Below are 22,703 nucleotides of genomic sequence, written 5' to 3'. Positions count from 1 at the left end.
GATAGGGCTGGATGAAAATAATTTCGATTCATCAATTGCGCTGAGGCTGATGGCCCTATCGCGGGCAAGCCTTGCTCCTATGTATGGACTCGCCCCCACTGTCTACCCGCTTTTGAAAAACTGTCGCCCCGTTGCATCTATGTATCAGGCCTATTCATGGAAGCCGTCTTCGGCATCTGGCCAAAATTGGAAGAGCTCGTGGTATGCCGATTACAGTCAGGCCTCGAAGGCCAGTAGGAGCTTAGGCATCAATCCACGCCGGTCTTACCTGGGGTCAATTTTTTTCAACAAAGGGTCGGACAGTCAGTACCTCGGTGGCAGAACTCTGTCGCTCAGTGGCTCATCGTCGCTTGCTGGCCATCACCAGCGTGGCGACGATAAGTCTGATCATTCTGTAAAAGCACCCAGACGATTCGCAGGTTGCGGTTGGCTAGCCTGATCGCAGCCTCCTTACGGCCCAGCCGGCTCATCCAGCGCAACAAGCGGCGGTCATCGGGTTGCTGGGAATCAGGTCGTAGTTGTTGCAGCACCGCATGGGCTCCCTGGATCATCAGGCTGCGTAAATAGACATCACCTCGCTTGGTCATGCCCCCCAGCCGGACCGTCTGCCCGCTACTGTGCTGGTCAGGCACCATGCCAAAGTACGCGGCAAACTTGCGGGCATTGGGAAATCGCTCAGGCTTGCTTTCCTTGGCCACCAGTGCCGTGGCAATGACTGGGCCGATGCCGCGCACAGTCATCAGTCGCTTCGCCGTCATGTCGGCGTTGGCGGCCACTTCCAGGCGTCCCGTCAGCACGCTGATGCGCTCGCCCAAATGGCGCCACTCGGCCAACAGTTCGTCGATCAGTTCACGCAGCAGGCCCGGCACCGGCTGGGTAGCATCCTCCAGTACCCGCGGTATTTTCTGGCTGATCGCAACATCGCCCTGCGCCAAAGCCACGCCGTGCTCGAGCAGCAGGCCGCGCATCTGATTACTGACGGCCGTGCGTCGACGCACATAGCCCTGACGAGCGCGATGCAACGCCTGCATTGCCAGTGCCGCAACGCTTTTGACCGGTACTGCGCAGATTTTTTCATCGCGACCCGCCCGCAAAATCGCCAGTGCATCGTTGCGATCATTTTTAGGCCCGCTGCGATGGGTGGCCACCAAACCGGCTGGAAGAATCCGCGCCAGGTTGCCTTGGTCTTGCAGCTGCCGGGCCCAGGCTTGAGCACCCGGACCGGTCTCCATCAAAATCACGACATGAGGCGGCAGCTGCCGGAGAAACTCATAAAACGCCTCACGCGACTTGATCCGCTGCTCGTAGCGCACTTGGCCAAGGACATCTTCACCGGCGACCTGAAAGACCTGCTTGGCCAGATCCACCGCTAAGGTTGTGCAGGCCGACAAATCGGAAGAAGACAGGGATTGATCAATCGAACTATGATGTTTCATGGACTCGCCCTCGCTGTCGTTGGCTGTTTAGACTGCCAGCGTGGCGCATTGACGCCTCGGCTGGGGCGAGTCCATCCAATTACAAGTTTGGTGTCGTTCGATAGTTTTGTGAACGACACCAAGCTTGTAGGAGCAAGGCTTGCCCGCGATGGCGTCGGTCCAGACTCCATAAAATCAGGGCTTGGCCTCGGTCTTCGCCGCCACCGTCACCCACCATTGCGTATGGTGCTCAATCTGCACCGGCAGTGTCGGCAACAGCGCGTTCAGGGCCAGGTCGGTGTCTTGCAGCGGGAAGCTACCGGTGATCCGCAGGTTGGCCACTTCCGGCGCCACACCCAGATGACCCGGGCGATAACGACCGATTTCACGCACCAGATCTTCCAGCCGCGCGTTGTCCACCACCAGCATGCCGCGGGTCCAGGCATCGGCGCCCATGTTAAGCGCGGCAATCGGCCCCAGGCCGTCATTGCGGATCAGTATTTGCTGGCCTTCGCGCAGAATCTGTTCGTCAGGGCTCGATTGCGGATGGGCGGCCACCGCGGACTGCAACACGCTGAGACGCGTGCCTTGTTCTTCGCGCTTGACCAGGAACCGCGTACCCAGTGCACGCATGCTGCCTTCGCGGGTCTCAACGATAAACGGCCGGGCATCGCCATGACCGGTTTCGATAAGGATTTCGCCTTGCTGAAGGATGACCAGCCGCTGCTTGTCATCGAAGCGCACGTCCACGGCACTGTGGGTGTTGAGGTTGATCAGGGTGCCATCGTCCAGGCGAATCGTGCGTTGCTCGCCGGTGGCGGTGCGCTGGTCGGCCAGCCAATAGTCGATCGGCAGGTAACGCTCACCGGCAAACAGCGCCAGGCCAATCACTGCAACGACACTGGCCAGGCCGCTGCCGAGCTTGCGCACCCGGCGGCGAATGCCTTCGCGCGATTGCAGCAGGGCGGTGCGAGCCGGACCGCTGGCGACGCTGAAACGCTGGTCGAGCATGCCCAATTGACGCCAGGCGCGGGCATGTTCTTCGTGGGCGGCGTGCCATTTGGCGAACTCTTCACGTTCCACCGGGTTGCCGGAGTCCAGGGACAGTTGCCAGGCGATGGCGGCATCGAGCACCTGCGCCGATACCGGCTTGGAACTGACCGGGGTCATGTCGGCTCCCCGTACAAGGCGATGTAGCACTGACGGATGCCCTGGGCCAGGTACTGGCGCACCCGTGGCAACGATACACCGAGGCGCTCGGCGATTTCCGCGTGGCCAAGGCCATCTAGACGATTGTAGAGAAATGCCGCACGGGCCTTGCTCGACAGCTTGCCCAGCAGGCGATCGATATTTTTCAGGTCTTCGAGGATCATTTGCTGTTCTTCCACCGACGGTTGTTCGGCTTCTGGAATCAGCATCAGTTCGGTGAGGTAGGCCTGTTCCAGCGCGGCGCGGCGGAAGTAGTCGAACAGCAGGCCCTTGGCAATCGCCACCAGAAACGCCCGCGGCTCGCGCGGTTCTTTCAGTTCCTCACGCCCGAGCAAGCGCACGAAGGTGTCCTGGCTCAGGTCCTCGGCCCGCTGCGGGCAGGCGACATTGCGACGTAGCCAGGCCAATAGCCAGCCGCGATGGTCGCGATATAGCGCACCGACGAGCTCACTTTGGGGGCTTGGGACTGACGACACGCAGCATCACCGATTGGGAAGTGTTAACTAACGAGAATTGTTCGCGATTGTGTCAGAGGCGGGGGAGGTAAAGCAATTGGCGTTGGTCGGGTGTAGGAGCTGCCGCAGGCTGCGATCTTTTGATTTTGAAAAATCAAGATCAAAAGATCGCAGCCTGCGGCAGCTCCTACACGGGACGGCGTGACTGTTAGAAGGAATGCGTTTGCTGCCGCCGCTTCCACTGATTCAACCGCTGTTGCAGGTTCAACGGGCTATGAATCTGCTGTTGCCGCGCGCGGCTGAACAGGATCAGCGCCAGTTCGGCGGTAGCCAGGGCGTCGGCACTGGCGTTATGACGCTTGAAGACTTCCAGCTTGAACCAGTCGATCCACTCGTCCAGGCCGGCCTCGCGGATATTGGCCTGCGGACACACCAGCGGGGCGATGTCTGCCACATCCAGAAAAACATGCTGCAACTTGTAGCCCAGGTGATCTTTCAATGCGCGTCCAAGCATGTGCTGGTCGAATGGCGCATGAAAGGCCAGCACCGGGCTGTCGCCGACAAACTCCATGAATTCGAGCAACGCCTGGGCCGGGTCACTGCCGGCAGCAATTGCACTGGGCCCCAGGCCGTGAATGAGCACACTGGGACCGAGCTTGAGTTCGTCGCATTGCAAAGTGCGCTCGAACTGCCGACTGAAATCGATCGCGCCATCCTCGATCACCACGGCGCCGATGGACAGTACCTGGTCCTTGTTCATATTCAGCCCGGTGGTTTCCAGGTCGAGCACTACCCAGCGCTGCTCGCGCAGGCTGCATTCACTCAATCCGGTTACCGCCGGCAGATTTTGAAGGCGTTGTTGCAGGTCTGCGGACAAGCTCGGGCCGGCGGGGCGCAGCCATGAAAACAGGCTCATAGTTGATACCGCAAGCTCAGACTGCTTTGCAGGCGTTGGGCCTGGCGCAGGGATTCACGCAAGATGCGTCGATCCAGATGATTGAGGCTGTCGGGGTCGACCCGGTTGGAGTAGGGCAAATTCTCCCGGGTCTGTAGCTGGTGTTGCTGCATGCGGGTTTGCTGGATGAAGTGATAGGCCTCTTCGTACGCCGCGCCGTCCAGTGGCTCGATGACCTCTTTGGCCACCAGCTGGCGAAAGCGCTCCAGGGTATTGTTCGCTTCGATGCCGTGGGCGAGGGCGAGTAACCGCGCCCCGTCGACGAAGGGGGTCAGGCCCTGAATCTTCAGGTCCAGCGTGGCTTTTTCGCCATTTTTGCGTGCCAGCACGAACTCGCGCAAACGTCCTACGGGAGGACGATTGCGCAGCGCGTTTTCAGCCATCATTCGCTGGAACAGGCGGTTGTCGGCCACCTGGTCGAGAATCGCACGGCGTAATTGTTCGCAGCCTTGCTCGCTGCCCCAGACCACGCGCAAATCGAAATAGATGCTCGAACCCAGCAGGTTCTCCGGCGTGGCTTCGCGAATGAACGCGGAAAAGCGTCGCGCCCATTCGACCCGCGACAGGCACAACTCGGGATTGCCGGCCATGATGTTGCCTTTGCACAGGGTGAAACCGCAGAGCGCCAGGCTGTGGTTGATCTGATGGGCGATGGGCAGCAATTTCCCGCGAATCTCGGCAGCGTGGGCCGCGTCCCGTGCTTCGAACAGAATGCCGTTGTCTTGATCGGTGTGCAGCGTCTGTTCGCGGCGCCCTTCGCTGCCGAAACACAGCCAACTGAACGGGATGCCGGGATCGCCTTTCTCGGCCAGGGTCAGCTCGATCACCCGGCACACGGTGTGGTCGTTGAGCAGGGTGATGATGTGGGTGATCTGGGTCGAAGACGCACCGTGGGCCAGCATGCGCTCCACCAGTTGACCAATCTCGCCACGCAGCAGCACCAGGTTTTCCACACGCTGGGCGCTGCGGATGGTGCGCGCCAGGTGCACCAGGTCGACCCGTTGCAGGGAAAACAGATCGCGTTCCGAGACCACGCCGCACAGGCGCTGATCCTTGACCAGACAGACGTGGGCGATATGCCGCTCGGTCATCGCAATCGCGGCATCGAAGGCGCTGTGGTCTGGAGACAGGAAAAACGGCGATCGGGTCATGTGCCGCTCGATCGCCTCGTTGAAATCGCCGGTGCCGTTGGCCACGACATGGCGCAAATCGCGCAGGGTGAAAATCCCCAGCGGCGCTTTATGTTCATTGACTATCACAATGCTGCCGACCTGCTGCTCGTGCATCTGGGTCACGGCTTCACGCAGGGGCGTGGTTGGGCTGCACGTCACCGGATGGCGCATGGCCAATTCACCCAGGCGGGTGTTGAGCGAGTACTGGGTGCCGAGGGTTTCCACGGCTTTCTGCTGGACCTGCTGATTGACCTGATCCAACAGGCTGCTCACGCCACGTAAGGCAAAGTCGCGGAAGGTACCGGAAATGGCGAACAACTTGATGAATGCAAGTTTGTTCAGCTGTAGGCAAAAGGTGTCTTCGGCGGCCAGGTGTTCGGTGCGTGTCGCACGCTCCCCCAGCAGTGCGGCGAGGGGGAAGCACTCCCCCGTAGTGATTTCGAAGGTGGTTTCGGTCCCGCCCTTGGCCGAGTGCGGACGTTCACCGACAACTCGACCCTGTTTGACGATGTAAAAGTGCTCAACCGGGCCGTCCGCAGGCTTGATGATGCTCTCGCCGGGGGCGTAGAAGCGCAGTTGGCATTGTTCGACCAGATACGCCAGGTGGGCGTGTTCCATCTGGTTGAAGGGCGGGAAGCGCTGAAGGAATTGCAAAGTGCCCTGGATGTTCTGCAACACCGCGGTTTTCCCTGCCTGTGTGAAGGCGTCCGCTTTACTCATAACCATTACCGCAGTCTTTTTTGAATTGTTGTTGTCGGATGACTCAGTCATGGTCGACCCCTTCGGTCGGGGTGCCCATTGGACGTAAGTCTAGGTAGGCAGTTCGGGTGTCGGTATTTGGGAAATGTCTGACGCAACTGTGGGAAAAACCTCCTACATTGGCTATAGGAATATCTTCCGACGAAGTGCACATTGAAGGTCTGCTTAGCGATGTCTGACGGATGTGCTAGGGAATAGAAATGAAAACGTAGAGTAAGCCATGTCCGACCACGATATTTTGAGTGACGACGAGCGCCAGGCGCTCAGTGACGTCATGCTGGAACCCGACCTGCCGCCGCAGCGGGTGCTGATCGTCGACGACGACAAGGACGCCCGAGAGTTGCTGTCGGAGATTCTGGCGCTGGATGGCATTCGATGCATGACGGCAGCCAGTGGCGAAAGCGCCCTCAAGATGTTGGAAGAGAAACCCTCGATTGGACTGGTCATTACCGACTTGCGGATGGGGCATATCGATGGCCTGGATCTGATCCGACAAGTGCGGGAATCGGTACGGGCGGCGCTGCCGATCATCATCGTTTCCGGCGACGCCGACGTGAAAGACGCCATTGCCGCGATGCATTTGAGCGTGGTCGACTTTTTGCTCAAACCGATTGATACCGACAAGCTGTTAGCGCTGGTCAAGCATGAGTTGGGGATTGAGTAACCAAAGATTTGTAAATGATAGTTGCCTATAAACCCAGGAGCAGGCGTATATGAGTTGAGTTTGCTTCTGCTGGGTGTAATTAAGTTTGTCTGCCTGGGTTGAGAAATATCCATTCATAAATGACTGGCAGTGGCGGCTGCAGTTTCAGATATCTTCCTGAGGATTGAAATACGGATGGCTGTTTGTAGTCGCCGTTTGTTTCAATTAAATTAAAAAAAATAATAATTAATTATTCCACGCTGAAATTTACGCCCATAGAAACGAGTTCCCTGAGGGGCGTTATTGAACGAGCGCTTGTTCTCATGCTGCTGAAAAAAAACTGTAGCTTGACCAGGAAGTTCGACTTTCCTGGGTTGCATGCGTGTGAATGATAATCAGGAAACAACATGATAAAAATGGATTTGCGCGACCTGCTCCTGATTCTCCTAGTGACTGTCATGTGGGGAAGTAACTACTCGCTCATTGATATCAGTCTCGATGGTATAGACCCATTTATGCTGACTGCGTTGCGTTTTACTTTTTGTGCATTTCCGTTGGTGTTCTTCGTTCGCAAGCCGAAAAACATCAGTTCTCCAACTATCGCTCTATATGGTGTGTTGTTTGGGGTCGGGATGTCCTGGCTGATGAACTATGGCATGTTTCTTGGAGTCAGTGCCGGTGTGACTTCTTTGCTCCTGCAATTCAGTGCCTTTTTTACGGTCATCTGGGGGGTAATGTTGTTCGGCGAAAAAATGTCGGGGATACAAGTGGCAGGAATTCTCCTGGCATTGGTGGGGCTGATGTTCATTATTCATGTGACCGAGACGCAGGGCCAGAGCCATGGTCTGTTTCTGATACTGCTGGCAGCCTTGTGCTGGAGTCTTTGCAATGTCCTGATCAAGAAAAGCAAGGTAATCGACATCTTTTCCTTTGTCGTCTGGTCGAGTTTGTATGCAATTCCGCCGCTGTACTTGATGACTTACTGGGCTAAGGGGTCTGCGCCTTTTCAGGCGTTGTTGACGGACTTCAACGCCCCGGTGCTGCTGTCCATCCTGTTTCAGGCGTATGTGGCGACGATTTTCGGTTATTGGGCATGGAACCGCTTGATCAGAAAATATCCGGCGAGCCAGGTTGCCCCGTTGTCGATCATCATTCCGATATCCGGCATCGTGACCTCCTGGTATGTGCTCGACGAACCCATTGGGGGCGAGAAACTGTTTGCCCTCGTGCTTACGGTCCTGGGTATTGCCCTGTTCATGTGTGCACCGAAAATCGCGAACTGCATCACTGAAAGCGCCTCGCGCCACAGGAAATAACGGGTCAGAAACAACAATCCCCCGGCCGTTAGGTCGGGGGATTGTTGTCGAGCAGGCTATTTTTACAGCGCGTTCCTGGCCTTGAACTCGCGACGACGACGGTGCAGAACCGGCTCGGTATAGCCGTTCGGCTGCTTGGTGCCTTCCACCACCAGTTCGACTGCCGCCTGGAAGGCGATGTTACTGTCGAAGTTCGGTGCCAGCGGACGGTACAGCGGGTCGTTGCCATTCTGACGGTCTACCACCGGCGCCATGCGCTTGAGGCTTTCCATCACTTGTTCTTCGGTGACGATGCCATGACGCAGCCAGTTGGCGATGTGCTGGCTGGAAATACGCAGCGTGGCACGGTCTTCCATCAGGCCGACGTCATTGATGTCCGGCACCTTCGAGCAACCAACGCCCTGATCGATCCAGCGCACCACATAACCAAGAATGCCCTGGCTGTTGTTGTCCAGTTCGTTCTGGATCTGTTCGGCGGTCCACTGCGGGTTCACTGCCAGCGGGATGGTCAGGATATCGTCCACCGACGCATGGGCACGCTTGGCCAATTCGGCCTGACGGGCGAACACGTCGACCTTGTGGTAGTGCAGCGCGTGCAGCGCAGCGGCGGTCGGCGAAGGCACCCACGCGGTGTTGGCACCCGCCAGCGGGTGAGCGATTTTCTGTTCCAGCATCGCCGCCATCAGGTCGGGCATCGCCCACATGCCTTTACCGATCTGCGCACGGCCTTGCAGGCCGGTGCTCAAGCCGATATCGACGTTGGAGTTCTCGTAGGCGCCGATCCATTTTTCCGCCTTCATGTCGGCCTTGCGCACCATCGGGCCGGCTTCCATGGAGGTGTGGATTTCGTCGCCGGTGCGGTCGAGGAAGCCGGTGTTGATGAACACTACGCGCTCGCTGGCAGCCTTGATGCAGGCCTTGAGGTTGATCGTGGTACGGCGCTCCTCGTCCATGATCCCGACTTTCAGGGTGTTGCGTGGCAGGCCCAGCACATCTTCGATGCGCCCGAACAGCTCGTTGGTGAACGCCGCTTCTTCAGGACCGTGCATCTTCGGCTTCACGATGTAGACGGAGCCGGTGCGGGTATTTTTGCGCGAGGTGTTGCCGTTAAGGTTGTGCAGCGCCGCCAGGCAAGTCACCAGGCCATCGAGGATGCCTTCCGGTACTTCGTTGCAATCTTTATCGAGGATCGCGTCGATGGTCATCAGGTGACCGACGTTGCGCACGAACAACAACGAACGACCATGCAGGCTCAGTTCGCTGCCGTCGACGGCGGTGTAGGTGCGGTCGGCGTTCATGGTGCGGGTAAAAGTCTTGCCGCCCTTGGCGACTTCTTCCGACAGGTCGCCCTTCATCAGGCCGAGCCAGTTGCGGTAGATCACCACCTTGTCATCGGCGTCGACGGCAGCGACGGAGTCTTCGCAGTCCATGATGGTGGTCAGTGCGGCTTCCATCAGGATGTCTTTGACACCGGCAGCGTCGGTCTGGCCGACCGGAGTGCTGGCATCGACCTGGATTTCGAAATGCAGGCCATTGTTCTTCAGCAGGATCGCCGTCGGTGCCGAGGCATCGCCCTGGAAACCAATCAGCTGAGCGTCGCTGCGCAGGCCAGAGCTCTTCAAAACCGAGTCGCTGCCGCCTTTGAGGGCGACGACCAGTTTGCCGTCAACGATTTTGTAGTTTGTCGAATCGACGTGGGAGCCGGCCGCCAATGGCGCCGCTTCGTCGAGGAAGGCACGGGCGAAGGCGATGACCTTGTCGCCGCGAACCTTGTTGTAGCCTTTGCCTTTATCCGCGCCATCAGCCTCGCTGATGGCGTCGGTACCGTAGAGCGCGTCGTACAGCGAACCCCAGCGGGCGTTCGAAGCGTTGAGCGCGAAGCGGGCATTCATCACCGGCACCACAAGCTGTGGACCGGCCATGCGGGCGATTTCTTCATCGACGTTTTGTGTCGTTGCCTGGAAATCGGCCGCTTCTGGCAGCAGATAACCGATGTCTTGCAAGAAGGCTTTATAGGCCACGGCGTCGTGCACCTGAGCTGTCCCAAGAGCTTTGCGCTCCTGGTGCCAGCCATCGATACGAGCCTGGAAATCATCGCGTTTGGCGAGTAGGGCTTTGTTCTTCGGCGCCAGGTCATGAATGACCTTGTCGGCACCGGCCCAGAACTTATCGGCGGTGAGGCCGGTACCGGGAATGGCTTCGTTGTTCACGAAGTCGAACAGGACTTTGGCGACCTGCAGGCCACCGACTTGAACGTGTTCAGTCATTGCTTGCCTCACTCTGCTCAGCTATTTCGCTTTTCAGCTCTTCAATTTAACAATGAAGCCTCTGGCCATTTAAACCACAAACCCTGCGACCAGTACATGCCATTTCTGACGGCTGGGTGGGGACCAATCAACGGCTTTAGGGCCTTGCTGACAGGGCTTTCAGGGATGCGACTGCGCCTGTGGCGGACATCGATCCAACGTTATGTAGTGCGCGCTGCGGCATACTACATGATGAGTAGCGGTTGTGAAAATTAGACTAATTACGTCGTTCTGCGACCCCATGACGCATTGCAGTCACGTCGGGGATCGGGATGTTCTCAAAAAACCATGAGATTGTTCCAGTTAAATATAAAAAGTTGTACACGATTAGTGGTTTGGCACGATTGCCGTGTCTTGTGGCGAGGGGATTTAGCGAAACGTCGCACCGCCCCGTTGGGCTGCGAAGCGGCCCTGCATTTTTTCAGACAACTGCATTTGCTAAAGCTACGACTGCTTCGCAGCCGAACGGGGTGGTGCGGCATTCCGATAAATCCCCTCACCACAATTAGCCCTTGCCCACTAAGCACCTTGCCTATACTTGGTTTTTCATAACAAAAATCATGACCTGAGGGCTGCGCCATGGACCACCTCGTACTTACTGTTTTTGCACCGGACAAGCCTGGGCAGGTCGAGCGCATAGCCCAATGCATCGCCGAACATGGCGGCAACTGGCTGGAAAGCCGCATGTCACGCATGGCCGGGCAATTCGCCGGGATTCTTCGGGTCGGGGTACCTGCGGAAGCCTACGATTCACTGGTCGATGCCCTGCAAGGATTGTCGACCCACGGTATTCGCGTATTGATCGCCGAAAGCGGTATCGAACAATCGTGCACCTGGAAACCGATCGCCATGGAGTTGGTGGGCAATGACCGGCCGGGGATCGTGCGTGACATCACTCGCTTGCTCAGTGAGCAGGGGGTAAACCTGGAAAGCCTGGTGACTGAAGTGCGTCCGGCCCCCATGAGCAGCGAGCCGCTGTTCCACGCCGAAGCGATACTGGCGGTACCGTTGACGCTGTCTCTGGACGTGCTGCAATCGCGCCTGGAAACCCTGGCGGACGATCTGATGGTGGAATTGGTGCTGCGCATTGAGCCTTGATCAGGTTATCCAGATTAAACGCGCACCTGCCTGTGGATAACCTGTAGAGACAGCCCGCCAGCCCACGCCGGCCGGGGCTCCTCAAAGATTGATCAAAAAACCAGCAGTTTCAGTGACTTGCGCACAAACGGCGGGGATCACGCTGTGGATAACCTTGGGAAGGATCGATGCAGGCCACGGAGAACGTGGCCTGCAGAGGGTTGAGTGTTTTTTGATCAGCTGCGACGGCGCAGGCTGAGCCAGGCATCGATGCTGTAAACCGCCAGGCCGGCCCAGATAAAGATGAACGCCACCAACGTACTGGACGACAAGTGCTCGCCAAACAGCAGGACGGCCTGCAGCAGCACCAGCGTCGGCGCCAGGTATTGGAGGAATCCCAGGGTCGTATAGGGCAGATGCCGCGCGGCGGCGTTGAAACACACCAGCGGCACCAGCGTCACTGGACCGGCAGCCACCAGCCACCAGGCTTCGGAGGTGGTCCAGAATTCAGTTTGGGCGCTGCTGGCGGTTGGATTGAGTAGCAACCAGGCCAGCGCGATTGGCACCAGCATCCAGGTTTCGACCACCAATCCCGGGAGTGCCTTGACCGGCGCCTGCTTGCGAATCAGCCCGTAGAAACCGAAGGTCAATGCCAGCACCAGCGACACCCAGGGCAGGCTGCCGACTTGCCATACCTGTTGCGCCACGCCGACCGCCGCCAGCCCCACCGCAAGCCATTGCATGCGTCGCAGCCGTTCGCCGAGTATCAGCATCCCCAACAGGACGTTCACCAAGGGGTTGATGTAGTAACCGAGGCTGGCCTCCAACATGCGCCCGTTGTTCACCGACCACACATACGTCAGCCAGTTGGCGGCGATCAGCGTGCCGCTCAGGGCCAGGATCGCCAGTCGACGGGGATTCTCCCGCAGCTCGCGCCACCAGCCTGGGTGTTTCCAGACCATCAGCAGCAAGGCGCCGAACAGCGCCGACCACAGCACGCGGTGAATGATGATCTCCACCGCGGGCACATTGGCGATGGCTTTGAAATAGAGCGGGAAAAGTCCCCAGATGATGTAGGCGCTCAGGCCCAGAATGTACCCGCGACGCGGGTTGGCGGCTTGCATGCAGAATCCTTGCTTAGGCAGCTAACAAAAGAAGGGATTGTAAGGAGATTTGCCATGATGTGCTGGTACATGTAGGAGCGAGCATGCTCGCGATGGTCGTTAACGATAACGCGGGGAACCTGATGCCCCGCGGTGTTCTCAGGTTTTTCGCGAGCAGGCTCGCTCCTACAGAGGACGGTGGTGTTCAGAAAAGTTTCAGCGGTTCTTCATTGAGTGCAGCGAGTTGCTCGCGCAACGCCAACACCTGATCGCCCCAATAGCGCTCCGTGCCGAACCACGGAAAGCTGCGCGGGAATGCCGGGTCGTCCCAGCGGCGGGCGAGCCAGGCGCTGTAGTGCATCAGGCGCAGCGCGCGAAGGGGTTCGATCAGCGCCAGTTCCCGGGGATTGAAGTCGTGGAATTCGTTGTAGCCGTCCATCAATTCCGACAACTGACCCAGGCAGTCCTGGCGATCGCCGGCCAGCATCATCCAGATGTCCTGCACCGCCGGGCCCATGCGGCAGTCGTCGAGGTCGACGATGTGGAACATCTCATCACGGCACATCATGTTGCCGGGGTGGCAGTCGCCGTGCATGCGGATGTTCTGGTGCGGCGTATTGCTGTAGGCATCTTCCACACGCTTGAGCAGATCGCGGGCCACGGACTCGTAGGCCGGCAGCAGGCTGCGGGGGATGAAATTGCCTTCGAGCAAGGTCGTCAGCGAATCATGGCCGAAGTTTTTCACCGCCAGCGCCTCACGGTGCTCGAACGGCTTGGTCGAGCCCACCGCATGCAGACGGCCGAGCAGTTGTCCCAGGCGATACAGCTGATCGAGATTGCCGGGTTCCGGTGCGCGGCCGCCGCGGCGGGGGAACAGGGTGAAACGAAAGCCGTTGTGCTCGTGCAGGGTTTCACCGTTGTGGATCATCGGCGCGACGACTGGCACCTCGACCTCGGCGAGTTCGAAGGTGAACTGGTGTTCTTCCAGAATCGCTTCGTTGGTCCAGCGCTGTGGGCGGTAGAACTTGGCGATCAGCGGCTCGGCGTCTTCGATACCGACCTGGTAGACACGGTTTTCATAGCTGTTGAGCGCCAGGATGCGGGCATCGCTGAGAAAACCGATACTTTCGACGGCATCGAGCACGAGGTCTGGGGTGAGCGTTTCAAACGGGTGGGCCATGCTGACTCCTGCGCGCAGCAGGCTGCTGCGTCCGGCCAGGCATGGTAGCGCAGACGGACGCAGATAGGTGGTGACTGTACTGACGCCTTCGCGAGCAGGCTCGCTCCCACAGTTGATCTCCTGTGTGGCACAAATCACAGGCTCACCGCTTACCCTGTGGGAGCGAGCCTGCTCGCGAAGAGGCTCTATCAGGCGCCGACTATCCCGCCATCTTCACGGGTAATGGCAATCACCGAAGACCGCGGCTTGCCATTGGGCAGATGCTCGGGAAAGGTCGAACCACCGCTTTCCCCCGGATGCTGAATCCCGACAAACAATGTCTTCTGGTCCGGCGAGAAACTGATGCCCGTCACTTCGCAGCCAATCGGCCCGACCATGAATCGACGAATTTCCCCGGTCACCGGGTCGGCGCAGAGCATCTGGTTGTTGCCCATGCCAGCGAAATCACCGGCATTGCTCGAATCGCCGTCGGTTTGAATCCACAATCGCCCGGCATTATCGAACGCCAACCCATCCGGACTGTTGAACATGTTCTGCGGGGTGATGTTCGACGAACCGCTCTTCGGCGTTCCGGCATGCACTTGCGGGTTGCCGGCGACCACGAACAGATCCCAGGCAAAGGTGTTCGAGGCGTGGTCGTCGCGGTCGGTGCGCCAGCGCAGGATCTGCCCGTAGACGTTCTTCTCCCGCGGGTTCGGCCCGCCCACCGGTTGCCCGTCTTCGCCGCGTTTGGCGTTGTTGGTCAGCGTGCAGTAGACCTGACCGTCCCTGGGGCTGACGACAATCCATTCCGGACGATCCATGCGCGTGGCCTTCACCACGCTGGCCGCCAGACGCGCGTGAATCAGCACTTGGCCCTGGTCGGCAAAACCACTGCTTGCGTCGATGCCGTTTTTGCCGTGGGTCAGTTCGATCCATTGCCCTTGGCCTTTGGGGTGATCGGCATTGCCGTCGCCCGCGTCGAAACGTGCCACGTACAGGGTGCCGTGGTCCAGCAGGTCGCGGTTGGCCTTGGGGTTCTGGTGATTGATCTTGTCGCGGCTGACGAACTTGTAGATGAACTCGCCGCGCTCATCGTCACCCATGTACACCACGGCGTGGCCGTCACTGGTTTCAGCCAGGGCGGCGTTTTCATGTTTGAAGCGGCCCAGTGCGGTGCGCTTGACCGGGGTCGATTGCGGGTCGAACGGGTCGATTTCGACCACCCAGCCGTGACGGTTGAGTTCGTTGGGATTGTTCGCCAGGTCGAAGCGCGGATCGTGTTGATGCCAGTTGATGTCTTTGCTGGTCGCCACCGCGCCGTAGCGTTTTTGCGCGGCATCGAATTTCTGTTCGGCATCGCTGCTGCCAAAGCAGTCGGTAAAGTTCTCTTCGCAGGTCAGATAGGTGCCCCATGGCGTCTTGCCGTTGGCGCAGTTCTGGAACGTGCCGAGGACGGTTTTACCTTGCGCATCGGCACTGGTTTTCAGCAGTGCGTGACCGGCGGCCGGGCCGCTCAGATTGATCGGCGAATTGCCGTGAATGCGCCGGTTATAGCGCGAGCCCTGAACAAACTGCCAATGACCGTTCTCGCGCTGCACCTCGATCACCGACACGCCTTCGCAGGCCAGCGCCTTGTGCACTTCTTGCGCCGATTGCGGCATGCCAGCGTGGGGGTAGAGGTAACGGTAATTGGTATATTCGTTGTTGATCGCCATCAGCGCCCGGTTGTTGTCATCGGGGAAGGCGAACAGGCTCATGCCGTCGTTGTTGTCGCCGAACTGGACTTCCTGATGCTCGGCGGTGCCATTGCCACTCATGTCGAACGCCGGACCGTTTTTCTGCAAGGGCTGACCCCAACTGATCAGTACCGAAGACTTGTAGCCGGGTGGCAGGCTGATCGCGTCGCTGGTCGCGGCGGGAATGCTTTCGAAACCCAGCAACTGGCTGGTGCCGGCGCTGACACTGGCGGCCAGTACGCTGCGGCTCAGCAGGTTGCCGCCGAGGAACATGGCGGCACCGCACAAGGCGCCTGCGCTGATAAAGCCACGACGGCTGAGGCCGACCATTTGTTCGAGGTCGGTGGACTGGTTTTCTTCTAATAGGCTCACATCAGGCTCCCTGCGAATTTTGCAGTCACCTTAATCGTGGGCGATGAAGCTTTTGTTGCAGTAGGAGCTGCCGAAGGTTCGGGCCGCGTGCGGACGATGTTTTGATCTTGATCCTGAAACGCAAAGTCAAAAGATCGCAGCCTGCGGCAGCTCCTACAGTGGCGTACCGAGCAATACGTTGGAGGGCGAGAACTGCGCGCGTACCGGTTTTCCGCTGGTCAGCTTGCGCGATTGCAAATGCCAGGGCTCCGCCAGAGCGCAGAGAGTCTGGCCATTAGGCAGGCCGATTCGCACTTCGCAGGGGCCGTCTTCGGCGTCGAGGATCTCCTCGATGACGCCTTCGAGGCAATTGTGTCCGGGTGTTGCTTCGTCGCCGCTGCCGAGCACATCGAGCCAACCGGCCTTGATCAGGGCGACGACTTCGGTGCCGGTTTGCAGGTCCAGGCGCACGGTGCTGTCGTGGGTGATCTGCGCAGCGATGCTCAAGCCTTCGGCCAGTTCAAGGCGAATCCGATCGTTATGGCCCTGGGTTTCAATCGCCGCGACCTTCCCGTGCAACTGATTGCGTGCGCTGGTCCTGAGCATCAGGCGACCGAGCAGGTCGAGGTCGCTGGCGTCTTCAGCGGCTTCCAGTACCTGGGCTTGCAACGCCTGCAGCTTTTGATAGAGGCGCAGCACCCGCTCGCCTTCGGCGGACAGTTTGGCGCCGCCACCCCCTTTACCACCGACACTGCGTTCCACCAGCGGTTTCTGCGCAAGGTTGTTCAGCTCATCGATAGCATCCCAGGCGGCCTTGTAGCTGAGGCCCGCGCTTTTCGCCGCGCGGGTGATCGACCCCTGCTCGGCGATGTGTTGCAGCAGGGCAATGCGTTGCGGGCGGCGGACAATGTGCTGGGACAACAACGTAGGCAAGGACATGGCAAGACGCTTTGGGCTATGACGATGGGAAGGACGTTGGCGGCTCGGGGCCCGGGAGTCAAGTCACGGCGACTCGCCAGGTTTGGGTGTGCGCGCCAGGCAATAGACGTCGACCCGTGTGGCGCCTGCGTCTATCAGCAGGCTAGCCAGTGCTTGCGTCGTGGCCCCAGTGGTCAGTACGTCGTCCACCAGCGCCAGGTGGCGACCCTTCACCGATGCGTCGGGTGCCAGGGCGAAGGCGTGGTGCAGATTCTTTTTGCGTGCTGCGGCGTTCAGGTCTTGTTGGGCGTTGGTGTCTTGGGGTCTCACTAGCAGCCGTTCATCGCAAGGTACGTCGAGGTGCTCGCTGAGCCAGCGCGCCAGCATCGCCGCTTGATTGAACCCTCGTTGGCGCAGACGCCGGGTAGCCATCGGCACGGGTACCAGCGCATCGGGTCGCGGCAGGTCATCGTCGAAGTGATGTTGCAGGGATTGAGCGAGAAGTTCGCCGAGCAGGTGACCAAACGGCCATTTTGCGCTGTGCTTGAAGCGGGTAATCAGGCTGTCGATCGGGAAGCTGTAAGTCCAGGGAGCGACCACCCGCTCGAAGGCCGGCGGCTGCTTGAGGCATTGGCCGCACGTCAGGCCGGCAGCGGGCAAGGGCAGGGCGCAGGTCTGGCAGTGATCGCCGAGCCAGGGCAGCTCGGTTTCGCAGGCCATGCAAAGGGGCGTGGTGCCATCGGCGGCTTCATCGCACAGCAAACAGTATTGGTTGTTTTTTAACCAGATGTAAACCTGCTCATCGTATCGTGGTTGACAGCGCATAACTCTTCCTTAAATATGCCGAAACATCTGTGATGCGCCTGTGGAAATTCCATTTCCCGGTCGCCTGCCAAAGCATTAAACAAAGGAAACGCCCATGAGCGCCAGCACCTCTGCAACCCTGCGTCATGACTGGTCTTTGGCCGAAGTCAAAGCACTCTTCGTTCAGTCATTCAATGACCTGTTGTTCCAGGCGCAGACGGTGCATCGCGCGCATTTCGACGCCAACCGCGTCCAGGTGTCGACCCTGCTGTCGATCAAAACCGGTGCCTGCCCGGAAGATTGCAAATATTGTCCGCAGTCCGGTCACTACAACACCGGCCTGGAAAAAGAAAAGCTGATGGAAGTGCAGAAGGTCCTCGAAGAGGCCGCGCGTGCCAAGGCCATCGGATCGACCCGTTTCTGCATGGGCGCGGCGTGGAAACACCCGTCGGCCAAAGACATGCCTTACGTGCTGAAGATGGTCGAAGGCGTTAAAGCCCTTGGCCTGGAAACCTGCATGACCCTCGGTCGCCTCGATCAGGACCAGACCGAAGCGCTGGCAAAAGCCGGCCTTGACTACTACAACCACAACCTCGACACCTCGCCTGAGTTCTACGGCAGCATCATCACCACCCGCACGTACAGCGAGCGCCTGCAAACCCTGGCCTACGTACGTGATTCGGGGATGAAGATCTGCTCTGGTGGCATCCTTGGCATGGGCGAGTCCCTCGATGACCGCGCCAACCTGCTGATCCAGCTGGCCAACCTGCCGGAGCATCCGGAGTCGGTGCCGATCAACATGCTGGTGAAAGTCGCCGGTACGCCGCTGGAAAATGCCGACGACGTCGACCCGTTCGACTTCATTCGCATGCTCGCGGTAGCGCGGATCCTGATGCCCAAATCCCACGTGCGCCTGTCCGCTGGCCGCGAAGCCATGAACGAGCAGATGCAGGCCCTGGCGTTTTTTGCCGGCGCCAACTCGATTTTCTACGGCGAAAAACTGCTGACTACCGCCAACCCGCAGGCAGACAAGGACATGCAACTGTTCTCGCGTCTCGGCATCCTGCCGCAAGCCCGCGAAGAACACGCCGACGAAGTGCACCAGGCCGCCATCGAACAGGCGCTGGTGGAGCAGAAGAGCAGCGAGCAGTTCTATAACGCGGCTGTTTAAGGGCTCTCACCACCTGTAGGAGCAAAGCTTGCTCGCGATAGGATCGCCGCGTTCTTTCAGTTAGACCGAGGCGCCTTGATCGCGAGCAAGCTTTGCTCCTACAGAGGCCAAATATTTTTCCTGCCCGCGAGGCCTGCATGTCTTTCGATCTCGCCGCACGCCTGGCTGCCCGTCGTGCTGAAAACCTCTACCGCCAACGTCCATTGCTCGAAAGCCCGCAAGGCCCGCAAGTGGTGGTCGACGGCCAGCCATTGCTGGCTTTCTGCAACAACGACTACCTGGGCCTGGCCAATCACCCGCAAGTGATCGAAGCCTGGCGCGCAGGGGCGGCAAAGTGGGGCGTGGGTGGCGGGGCTTCGCATCTGGTCATCGGCCATAGCGGCCCGCATCACGCCTTGGAAGAAGCCTTGGCCGACCTCACCGGTCGCCCGCGTGCCCTGCTGTTCACCACCGGCTACATGGCCAACCTCGGGGCGGTCACGGCGCTGGTGGGGCAGGGCGATACGGTGCTCGAAGACCGACTCAATCACGCCTCGTTGCTGGACGCCGGACTGTTGTCCGACGCACGTTTCAGCCGCTACCTGCACAACGACGCGACAAGCCTGGCCAGGCGCCTTGAAAAAGCCACCGGCAACACGCTGGTCGTCACCGACGGCGTGTTCAGCATGGACGGCGATATCGCTGATCTGCCAGCGCTGGCCCGGGAAACCAGGGCCAAAGGTGCGTGGTTGATGGTCGATGACGCGCACGGTTTCGGTCCCCTGGGTGCCCACGGTGGCGGCAGCGTCGAGCATTTCGGCCTGAGCCAGGAAGATGTGCCGGTACTGGTCGGCACGCTCGGCAAAGCGTTCGGAACAGCGGGTGCTTTTGTAGCCGGCAGCGAAGAGTTGATCGAGAGCCTGATCCAGTTCGCCCGCCCCTACATTTACACCACCAGCCAACCACCGGCCCTGGCCTGCGCGACCCTGAAAAGCCTGGAACTGCTGCGCAGCGAGCATTGGCGCCGCGAGCATTTGCAGACGCTGATCCGCCAGTTCCGCCAAGGCGCCGAGCAGATCGGCCTGGAACTGATGGACAGCTTCACGCCAATCCAGCCGATCATGATCGGTGACGCCGGGCGCGCGGTGCGCTTTTCGCAGATGCTGCGTGAGCGCGGTTTGATGGTGAGCGCGATCCGCCCACCCACCGTGCCAGCCGGCAGCGCCCGACTGCGCGTGACCCTGACCGCCGCCCATAGCGAAGCGCAGGTACAGCTATTGTTAGAGGGACTGGCCGATTGTTATCAACGATTGGGAGCGGAGCCTGGCCATGCGTGATCGACTGATTCTGTTGCCCGGCTGGGGCCTCGGAATTTCGCCTCTGCAACCCTTGGCCGCAGCCTTGCAAGGCCTGGACGAACACCTGCGGGTGGAAATCGAGCCGCTGCCTGCGCTGGACTCGAGCAGTCTTGAGCTGTGGCTCGATGAACTCGACGCCAGCGTGCCACAGGACGCCTGGCTGGGCGGGTGGTCGCTGGGTGGCATGCTCGCGTCCGAGTTGGCGGCGCGCCGTGGCGACCGTTGCTGTGGCCTGCTGACCCTGGCGAGCAACCCTTCTTTTGTCAGCCATGAACAATGGCCATGGGCAATGCCTGGCGAAACGTTCGATGCCTTTATGGCGGGTTGCGCTGCCGATCCGCGCATGACCTTGAAGCGCTTTTCATTGCTCTGCGCCCAGGGTGCGCAAGACCCGCGCGGCTTGTCGAGGCTGTTGCTCGGGGGCGCGCCACACTCTGCCGGGGCGGTGCTGATGAGTGGCCTGGAGTTGCTCGCGCAACTGGACACCCGGCAGGCCCTGCAGACATTCCGCGGTCCGCAATTGCATCTGTATGCCGGCCTTGACGGGCTGGTGCCGGCCGAAGCCGCCGAGGCATTACTGGCGTTGCTACCGGATGTCGAAATCGGTCTGATCGAACAGGCCGGCCACGCGTTTCTCCTGGAAAATCCCCACGGTGTCGCGGGGGCGATCCAGGCCTTTTTACATGAGTGCGGTGATGACTGATTTATCCTTTCCCACATTGCCCGGCGGTTTGCCCGACAAACGCCAGGTAGCCGCCTCGTTTTCCCGTGCAGCGGCAAGCTACGACAGCGTGGCCGAGTTGCAACGTGAGGTTGGTGGCCAGTTGCTCCGCCGTTTGCCGCAGGCGTTCGTGCCGCAGCGCTGGCTCGATCTTGGCTGCGGCACCGGCTATTTCAGTCGTGCACTGGGTGAGCGGTTTCCCGACGGCCAGGGCGTGGCGCTGGACATCGCCGAAGGCATGCTCAATCACGCCCGGCCGTTGGGCGGCGCCACGCACTTCATCGCCGGCGACGCCGAGCGAATGCCGTTACGCGATGCGACGTGCGACCTGGTTTTCTCCAGCCTGGCCGTGCAGTGGTGCGCGGACTTTGCTTCGGTGCTCAACGAAGCGCATCGGGTGCTCAAGCCGGGCGGTGTCTTTGCATTTGCTAGTCTCTGTGTGGGCACGTTGTTCGAGCTGCGTGACAGCTGGCGTCAGGTGGATGGCATGGTGCACGTCAACCGCTTCCGCGAGCTCGCCGTTTATCAACAGCTGTGCGCGGCCAGCGGCTTGCGGGTGATCAGCCTGGAAAACCAACCGCATGTACTGCATTACCCGGACGTGCGCAGCCTGACCCATGAACTCAAGGCCTTGGGGGCGCACAACCTGAACCCTGGGCGTCCGGGTGGCTTGACCGGTCGGGCGCGGATTCTCGGCCTGATCGAGGCTTATGAGCAGTTTCGTCAGGCCCCAGGACTGCCGGCGACTTATCAAGTGGTGTACGCCGTTTTGGAGAAACCCTTATGAGCTCCGCGTATTTCATCACCGGTACCGACACCGATGTCGGAAAAACCACGATTGCCGCAGGTCTCTTGTATGCCGCGCGATCAGCCGGGTTAAGCACGGCAGCGGGCAAGCCGGTCGCCTCTGGCTGCTCGGTGACGCCCAAGGGCCTGCGCAATGCCGACGCGCTGGCGCTGCTGGCGGAGTGTTCGGTGCCCTTGACCTACACCCAGGTCAATCCGGTGGCACTGGAGCCGGCGATTGCGCCGCACCTGGCCGCGCGTGAGGCAGGCATCGTGTTGAACGTGCAATCGCTGTTGACACCGATGCGAGAGATACTCGACATGCAGGCCGACTTCACCCTGATCGAGGGGGCAGGAGGCTGGCGCGTGCCATTGGCGGACCAGGACAACCTGTCGGACCTGGCGATGGCGCTGGACCTGCCGGTCATCCTGGTGGTCGGCGTGCGCCTGGGATGCATCAATCACGCGTTGCTGACGGCCGAGGCCATTGCCCAGGACGGTTTGCAACTGGCGGGGTGGGTGGCGAACATCATCGATGCGAAGACCGCGCGCCTGGAAGAAAACCTCGCGACCCTAGCCGAACGCCTCCCGGCGCCATGCCTGGGTCGGGTGCCGAAGCTCAAGATGGTCACGGCTGAAGCGGTGGCGGAGCATCTGCAACTGGACCTTCTGGACTAGGTATTGGCTATGGCACTGCACTGTGCCATTAGCGTTTTTGACGGGCCATTTCTCGGTATGTCTGCTTCAATGAGTGTTGATAGCTCTTTGAAGACTGATGACTCTTTGCAAGGACGAGCGCTTCCATGGAAATCTCAGGAAATACCGCTTTTTATGCCGGTCTGAGCACTGTTCAGACGGGGCAGAACCGTGTCGATCAAGCCGCCGGACAAATCGCCAATACCACGATCGAGCGATCGGTGACCAGCCAGTCCTCCGAGGCTCAGGTCGATCGACTGCGTTCGGTCGACCGCAGTCGGCAGTCGGACCTCGTGAGCCATAACATCGAAATGGCCGAAGGCCGGTTTCAGGTGGAGCTGGGCGCCAAAGTCGCCAAGGCTTCCGATGAAGTGCTCGGCACCCTGATCGACACCTACGCCTGAACTCACGCTGAAAGCGCACCGCCTGACGGTACGCTTTCAGCGTGAGTCCTGTACCCATCATCTTTCTCGCGCTGCGCGTTGCTCGGTCAACGGCGTCAGGCCTGCGTGCGCATTGATTGGTCGTCAAATGACGAATGGCAAAAGATCGGTGCTTGACAAGGTTTGGACGTAAACGTATGTTTCAAACAACTGTTTGATCGTTTCGAC

20 protein-coding genes are annotated in these 22,703 nt (G+C 59.7%); 9 read left to right on the top strand and 11 right to left on the bottom strand.

The genetic code is table 11. The annotated features are described in order from the left end of the window. Positions 1-332 precede the first annotated feature (332 nt). The 5 genes from ACA058_RS28435 to ACA058_RS28415 all read right to left on the bottom strand — a co-directional run bounded on the left by ACA058_RS28435 (position 333) and on the right by ACA058_RS28415 (position 5,932). The gene (locus tag ACA058_RS28435) at positions 333-1,391 is read right to left on the bottom strand and encodes an IS110 family RNA-guided transposase (protein WP_497640017.1); all 1,059 of its coding nucleotides are present in this window, start codon (positions 1,389-1,391) and stop codon (positions 333-335) included. Between the two features lie 219 nt (positions 1,392-1,610). Continuing rightward, the gene (locus ACA058_RS28430) at positions 1,611-2,585 is read right to left on the bottom strand and encodes a FecR domain-containing protein (protein ID WP_497636869.1); all 975 of its coding nucleotides are present in this window, start codon (positions 2,583-2,585) and stop codon (positions 1,611-1,613) included. Then, complete coding sequence (locus tag ACA058_RS28425) at positions 2,582-3,100, bottom strand: RNA polymerase sigma factor (RefSeq protein WP_497636868.1); 519 nt, start codon at positions 3,098-3,100, stop codon at positions 2,582-2,584. The genes ACA058_RS28430 and ACA058_RS28425 overlap by 4 nt, the downstream gene beginning before the upstream one ends. Positions 3,101-3,287: 187 nt before the next feature. Next, positions 3,288-3,995 carry a 3'-5' exonuclease gene (locus ACA058_RS28420; protein WP_497636867.1) on the bottom strand — a complete coding sequence of 236 codons (708 nt, stop codon included), beginning with the start codon at positions 3,993-3,995 and terminating at the stop codon, positions 3,288-3,290. Beyond that, positions 3,992-5,932: a putative nucleotidyltransferase substrate binding domain-containing protein gene (locus tag ACA058_RS28415; protein ID WP_497640016.1), complete on the bottom strand. Its 1,941-nt coding sequence runs from the start codon at positions 5,930-5,932 to the stop codon at positions 3,992-3,994. Before ACA058_RS28415 ends, ACA058_RS28420 begins: the two co-directional genes overlap by 4 nt. Positions 5,933-6,185: 253 nt before the next feature. Between ACA058_RS28415 and ACA058_RS28410 the strand changes: the two genes are divergently transcribed. Beyond that, a complete protein-coding gene (locus ACA058_RS28410; RefSeq protein WP_497636866.1) occupies positions 6,186-6,629 on the top strand; it encodes a response regulator in 444 nt (147 codons plus the stop codon). Between the two features lie 386 nt (positions 6,630-7,015). Continuing rightward, positions 7,016-7,924 carry an EamA family transporter gene (locus ACA058_RS28405; RefSeq protein WP_497636865.1) on the top strand — a complete coding sequence of 303 codons (909 nt, stop codon included), beginning with the start codon at positions 7,016-7,018 and terminating at the stop codon, positions 7,922-7,924. Positions 7,925-7,986: 62 nt separating this feature from the next. On the opposite strand, the gene ACA058_RS28400 is transcribed toward ACA058_RS28405, so the two are convergent. Then, positions 7,987-10,191, bottom strand: a complete 2,205-nt coding sequence (locus ACA058_RS28400) for a malate synthase G (RefSeq protein WP_497636864.1) — start codon at positions 10,189-10,191, stop codon at positions 7,987-7,989. A 618-nt stretch (positions 10,192-10,809) separates the two neighbouring features. Here ACA058_RS28400 and ACA058_RS28395 point away from each other — a divergent pair. Beyond that, positions 10,810-11,328 (top strand): glycine cleavage system transcriptional repressor, encoded by a 519-nt coding sequence (locus ACA058_RS28395; RefSeq protein WP_497636863.1) that lies wholly within the window; start codon positions 10,810-10,812, stop codon positions 11,326-11,328. 215 nt (positions 11,329-11,543) lie between these two features. Here ACA058_RS28395 and rarD read toward each other — a convergent pair whose 3' ends face one another. The 5 genes from rarD to ACA058_RS28370 all read right to left on the bottom strand — a co-directional run bounded on the left by rarD (position 11,544) and on the right by ACA058_RS28370 (position 17,402). Further along, positions 11,544-12,431, bottom strand: a complete 888-nt coding sequence (gene rarD / locus ACA058_RS28390) for an EamA family transporter RarD (RefSeq protein ID WP_497636862.1) — start codon at positions 12,429-12,431, stop codon at positions 11,544-11,546. 184 nt (positions 12,432-12,615) lie between these two features. Then, positions 12,616-13,590: a serine/threonine protein kinase gene (locus tag ACA058_RS28385; RefSeq protein ID WP_497636861.1), complete on the bottom strand. Its 975-nt coding sequence runs from the start codon at positions 13,588-13,590 to the stop codon at positions 12,616-12,618. 188 nt (positions 13,591-13,778) lie between these two features. After that, positions 13,779-15,680 (bottom strand): PhoX family protein, encoded by a 1,902-nt coding sequence (locus tag ACA058_RS28380; protein ID WP_497636860.1) that lies wholly within the window; start codon positions 15,678-15,680, stop codon positions 13,779-13,781. A gap of 153 nt (positions 15,681-15,833) precedes the next feature. Next, positions 15,834-16,598, bottom strand: a complete 765-nt coding sequence (locus tag ACA058_RS28375; RefSeq protein WP_497636859.1) for a TOBE domain-containing protein — start codon at positions 16,596-16,598, stop codon at positions 15,834-15,836. A gap of 63 nt (positions 16,599-16,661) precedes the next feature. After that, positions 16,662-17,402: a ComFC family protein gene (locus ACA058_RS28370; RefSeq protein WP_497636858.1), complete on the bottom strand. Its 741-nt coding sequence runs from the start codon at positions 17,400-17,402 to the stop codon at positions 16,662-16,664. Positions 17,403-17,496: 94 nt separating this feature from the next. Here ACA058_RS28370 and bioB point away from each other — a divergent pair, with 94 nt between their 5' ends. The 6 genes from bioB to ACA058_RS28340 all read left to right on the top strand — a co-directional run bounded on the left by bioB (position 17,497) and on the right by ACA058_RS28340 (position 22,496). Beyond that, complete coding sequence (gene bioB / locus ACA058_RS28365; protein ID WP_497636857.1) at positions 17,497-18,552, top strand: biotin synthase BioB; 1,056 nt, start codon at positions 17,497-17,499, stop codon at positions 18,550-18,552. A 137-nt stretch (positions 18,553-18,689) separates the two neighbouring features. Then, a complete protein-coding gene (gene bioF, locus ACA058_RS28360) occupies positions 18,690-19,868 on the top strand; it encodes an 8-amino-7-oxononanoate synthase (RefSeq protein ID WP_497636856.1) in 1,179 nt (392 codons plus the stop codon). Continuing rightward, on the top strand, positions 19,861-20,592 hold the full coding sequence (locus ACA058_RS28355) for an alpha/beta fold hydrolase (RefSeq protein ID WP_497636855.1): 732 nt from the start codon (positions 19,861-19,863) through the stop codon (positions 20,590-20,592). The genes bioF and ACA058_RS28355 overlap by 8 nt, the downstream gene beginning before the upstream one ends. Continuing rightward, positions 20,585-21,397 (top strand): malonyl-ACP O-methyltransferase BioC, encoded by an 813-nt coding sequence (gene bioC / locus ACA058_RS28350; RefSeq protein WP_497636854.1) that lies wholly within the window; start codon positions 20,585-20,587, stop codon positions 21,395-21,397. The genes ACA058_RS28355 and bioC overlap by 8 nt, the downstream gene beginning before the upstream one ends. Next, complete coding sequence (gene bioD, locus ACA058_RS28345) at positions 21,394-22,074, top strand: dethiobiotin synthase (RefSeq protein ID WP_497636853.1); 681 nt, start codon at positions 21,394-21,396, stop codon at positions 22,072-22,074. Before bioC ends, bioD begins: the two co-directional genes overlap by 4 nt. Before the next feature lie 125 nt (positions 22,075-22,199). After that, positions 22,200-22,496 carry a pyrroloquinoline quinone biosynthesis protein PqqE gene (locus ACA058_RS28340; RefSeq protein ID WP_497636852.1) on the top strand — a complete coding sequence of 99 codons (297 nt, stop codon included), beginning with the start codon at positions 22,200-22,202 and terminating at the stop codon, positions 22,494-22,496. The last annotated feature ends 207 nt before the right edge of the window (positions 22,497-22,703 follow it).

This window comes from Pseudomonas sp. LBUM1649 (genome assembly GCF_059716155.1).
Note: the sequence above shows the minus strand (reverse complement) of the source record. Positions and strands in the feature narration are given on the sequence as shown.

Coding starts and splice junctions, on each gene's coding strand:
- ACA058_RS28430 (WP_497636869.1), bottom strand. CDS start 2,585: ATGACCCCGGTCAGTTCCAAGCCGGTATCGGCGCAGGTGCTCGATGCC.
- ACA058_RS28420 (WP_497636867.1), bottom strand. CDS start 3,995: ATGAGCCTGTTTTCATGGCTGCGCCCCGCCGGCCCGAGCTTGTCCGCA.
- ACA058_RS28415 (WP_497640016.1), bottom strand. CDS start 5,932: ATGGTTATGAGTAAAGCGGACGCCTTCACACAGGCAGGGAAAACCGCG.
- ACA058_RS28410 (WP_497636866.1), top strand. CDS start 6,186: ATGTCCGACCACGATATTTTGAGTGACGACGAGCGCCAGGCGCTCAGT.
- ACA058_RS28405 (WP_497636865.1), top strand. CDS start 7,016: ATGATAAAAATGGATTTGCGCGACCTGCTCCTGATTCTCCTAGTGACT.
- ACA058_RS28400 (WP_497636864.1), bottom strand. CDS start 10,191: ATGACTGAACACGTTCAAGTCGGTGGCCTGCAGGTCGCCAAAGTCCTG.
- ACA058_RS28395 (WP_497636863.1), top strand. CDS start 10,810: ATGGACCACCTCGTACTTACTGTTTTTGCACCGGACAAGCCTGGGCAG.
- rarD (WP_497636862.1), bottom strand. CDS start 12,431: ATGCAAGCCGCCAACCCGCGTCGCGGGTACATTCTGGGCCTGAGCGCC.
- ACA058_RS28385 (WP_497636861.1), bottom strand. CDS start 13,590: ATGGCCCACCCGTTTGAAACGCTCACCCCAGACCTCGTGCTCGATGCC.
- ACA058_RS28375 (WP_497636859.1), bottom strand. CDS start 16,598: ATGTCCTTGCCTACGTTGTTGTCCCAGCACATTGTCCGCCGCCCGCAA.
- ACA058_RS28370 (WP_497636858.1), bottom strand. CDS start 17,402: ATGCGCTGTCAACCACGATACGATGAGCAGGTTTACATCTGGTTAAAA.
- bioB (WP_497636857.1), top strand. CDS start 17,497: ATGAGCGCCAGCACCTCTGCAACCCTGCGTCATGACTGGTCTTTGGCC.
- bioF (WP_497636856.1), top strand. CDS start 18,690: ATGTCTTTCGATCTCGCCGCACGCCTGGCTGCCCGTCGTGCTGAAAAC.
- ACA058_RS28355 (WP_497636855.1), top strand. CDS start 19,861: ATGCGTGATCGACTGATTCTGTTGCCCGGCTGGGGCCTCGGAATTTCG.
- bioC (WP_497636854.1), top strand. CDS start 20,585: ATGACTGATTTATCCTTTCCCACATTGCCCGGCGGTTTGCCCGACAAA.
- bioD (WP_497636853.1), top strand. CDS start 21,394: ATGAGCTCCGCGTATTTCATCACCGGTACCGACACCGATGTCGGAAAA.
- ACA058_RS28340 (WP_497636852.1), top strand. CDS start 22,200: ATGGAAATCTCAGGAAATACCGCTTTTTATGCCGGTCTGAGCACTGTT.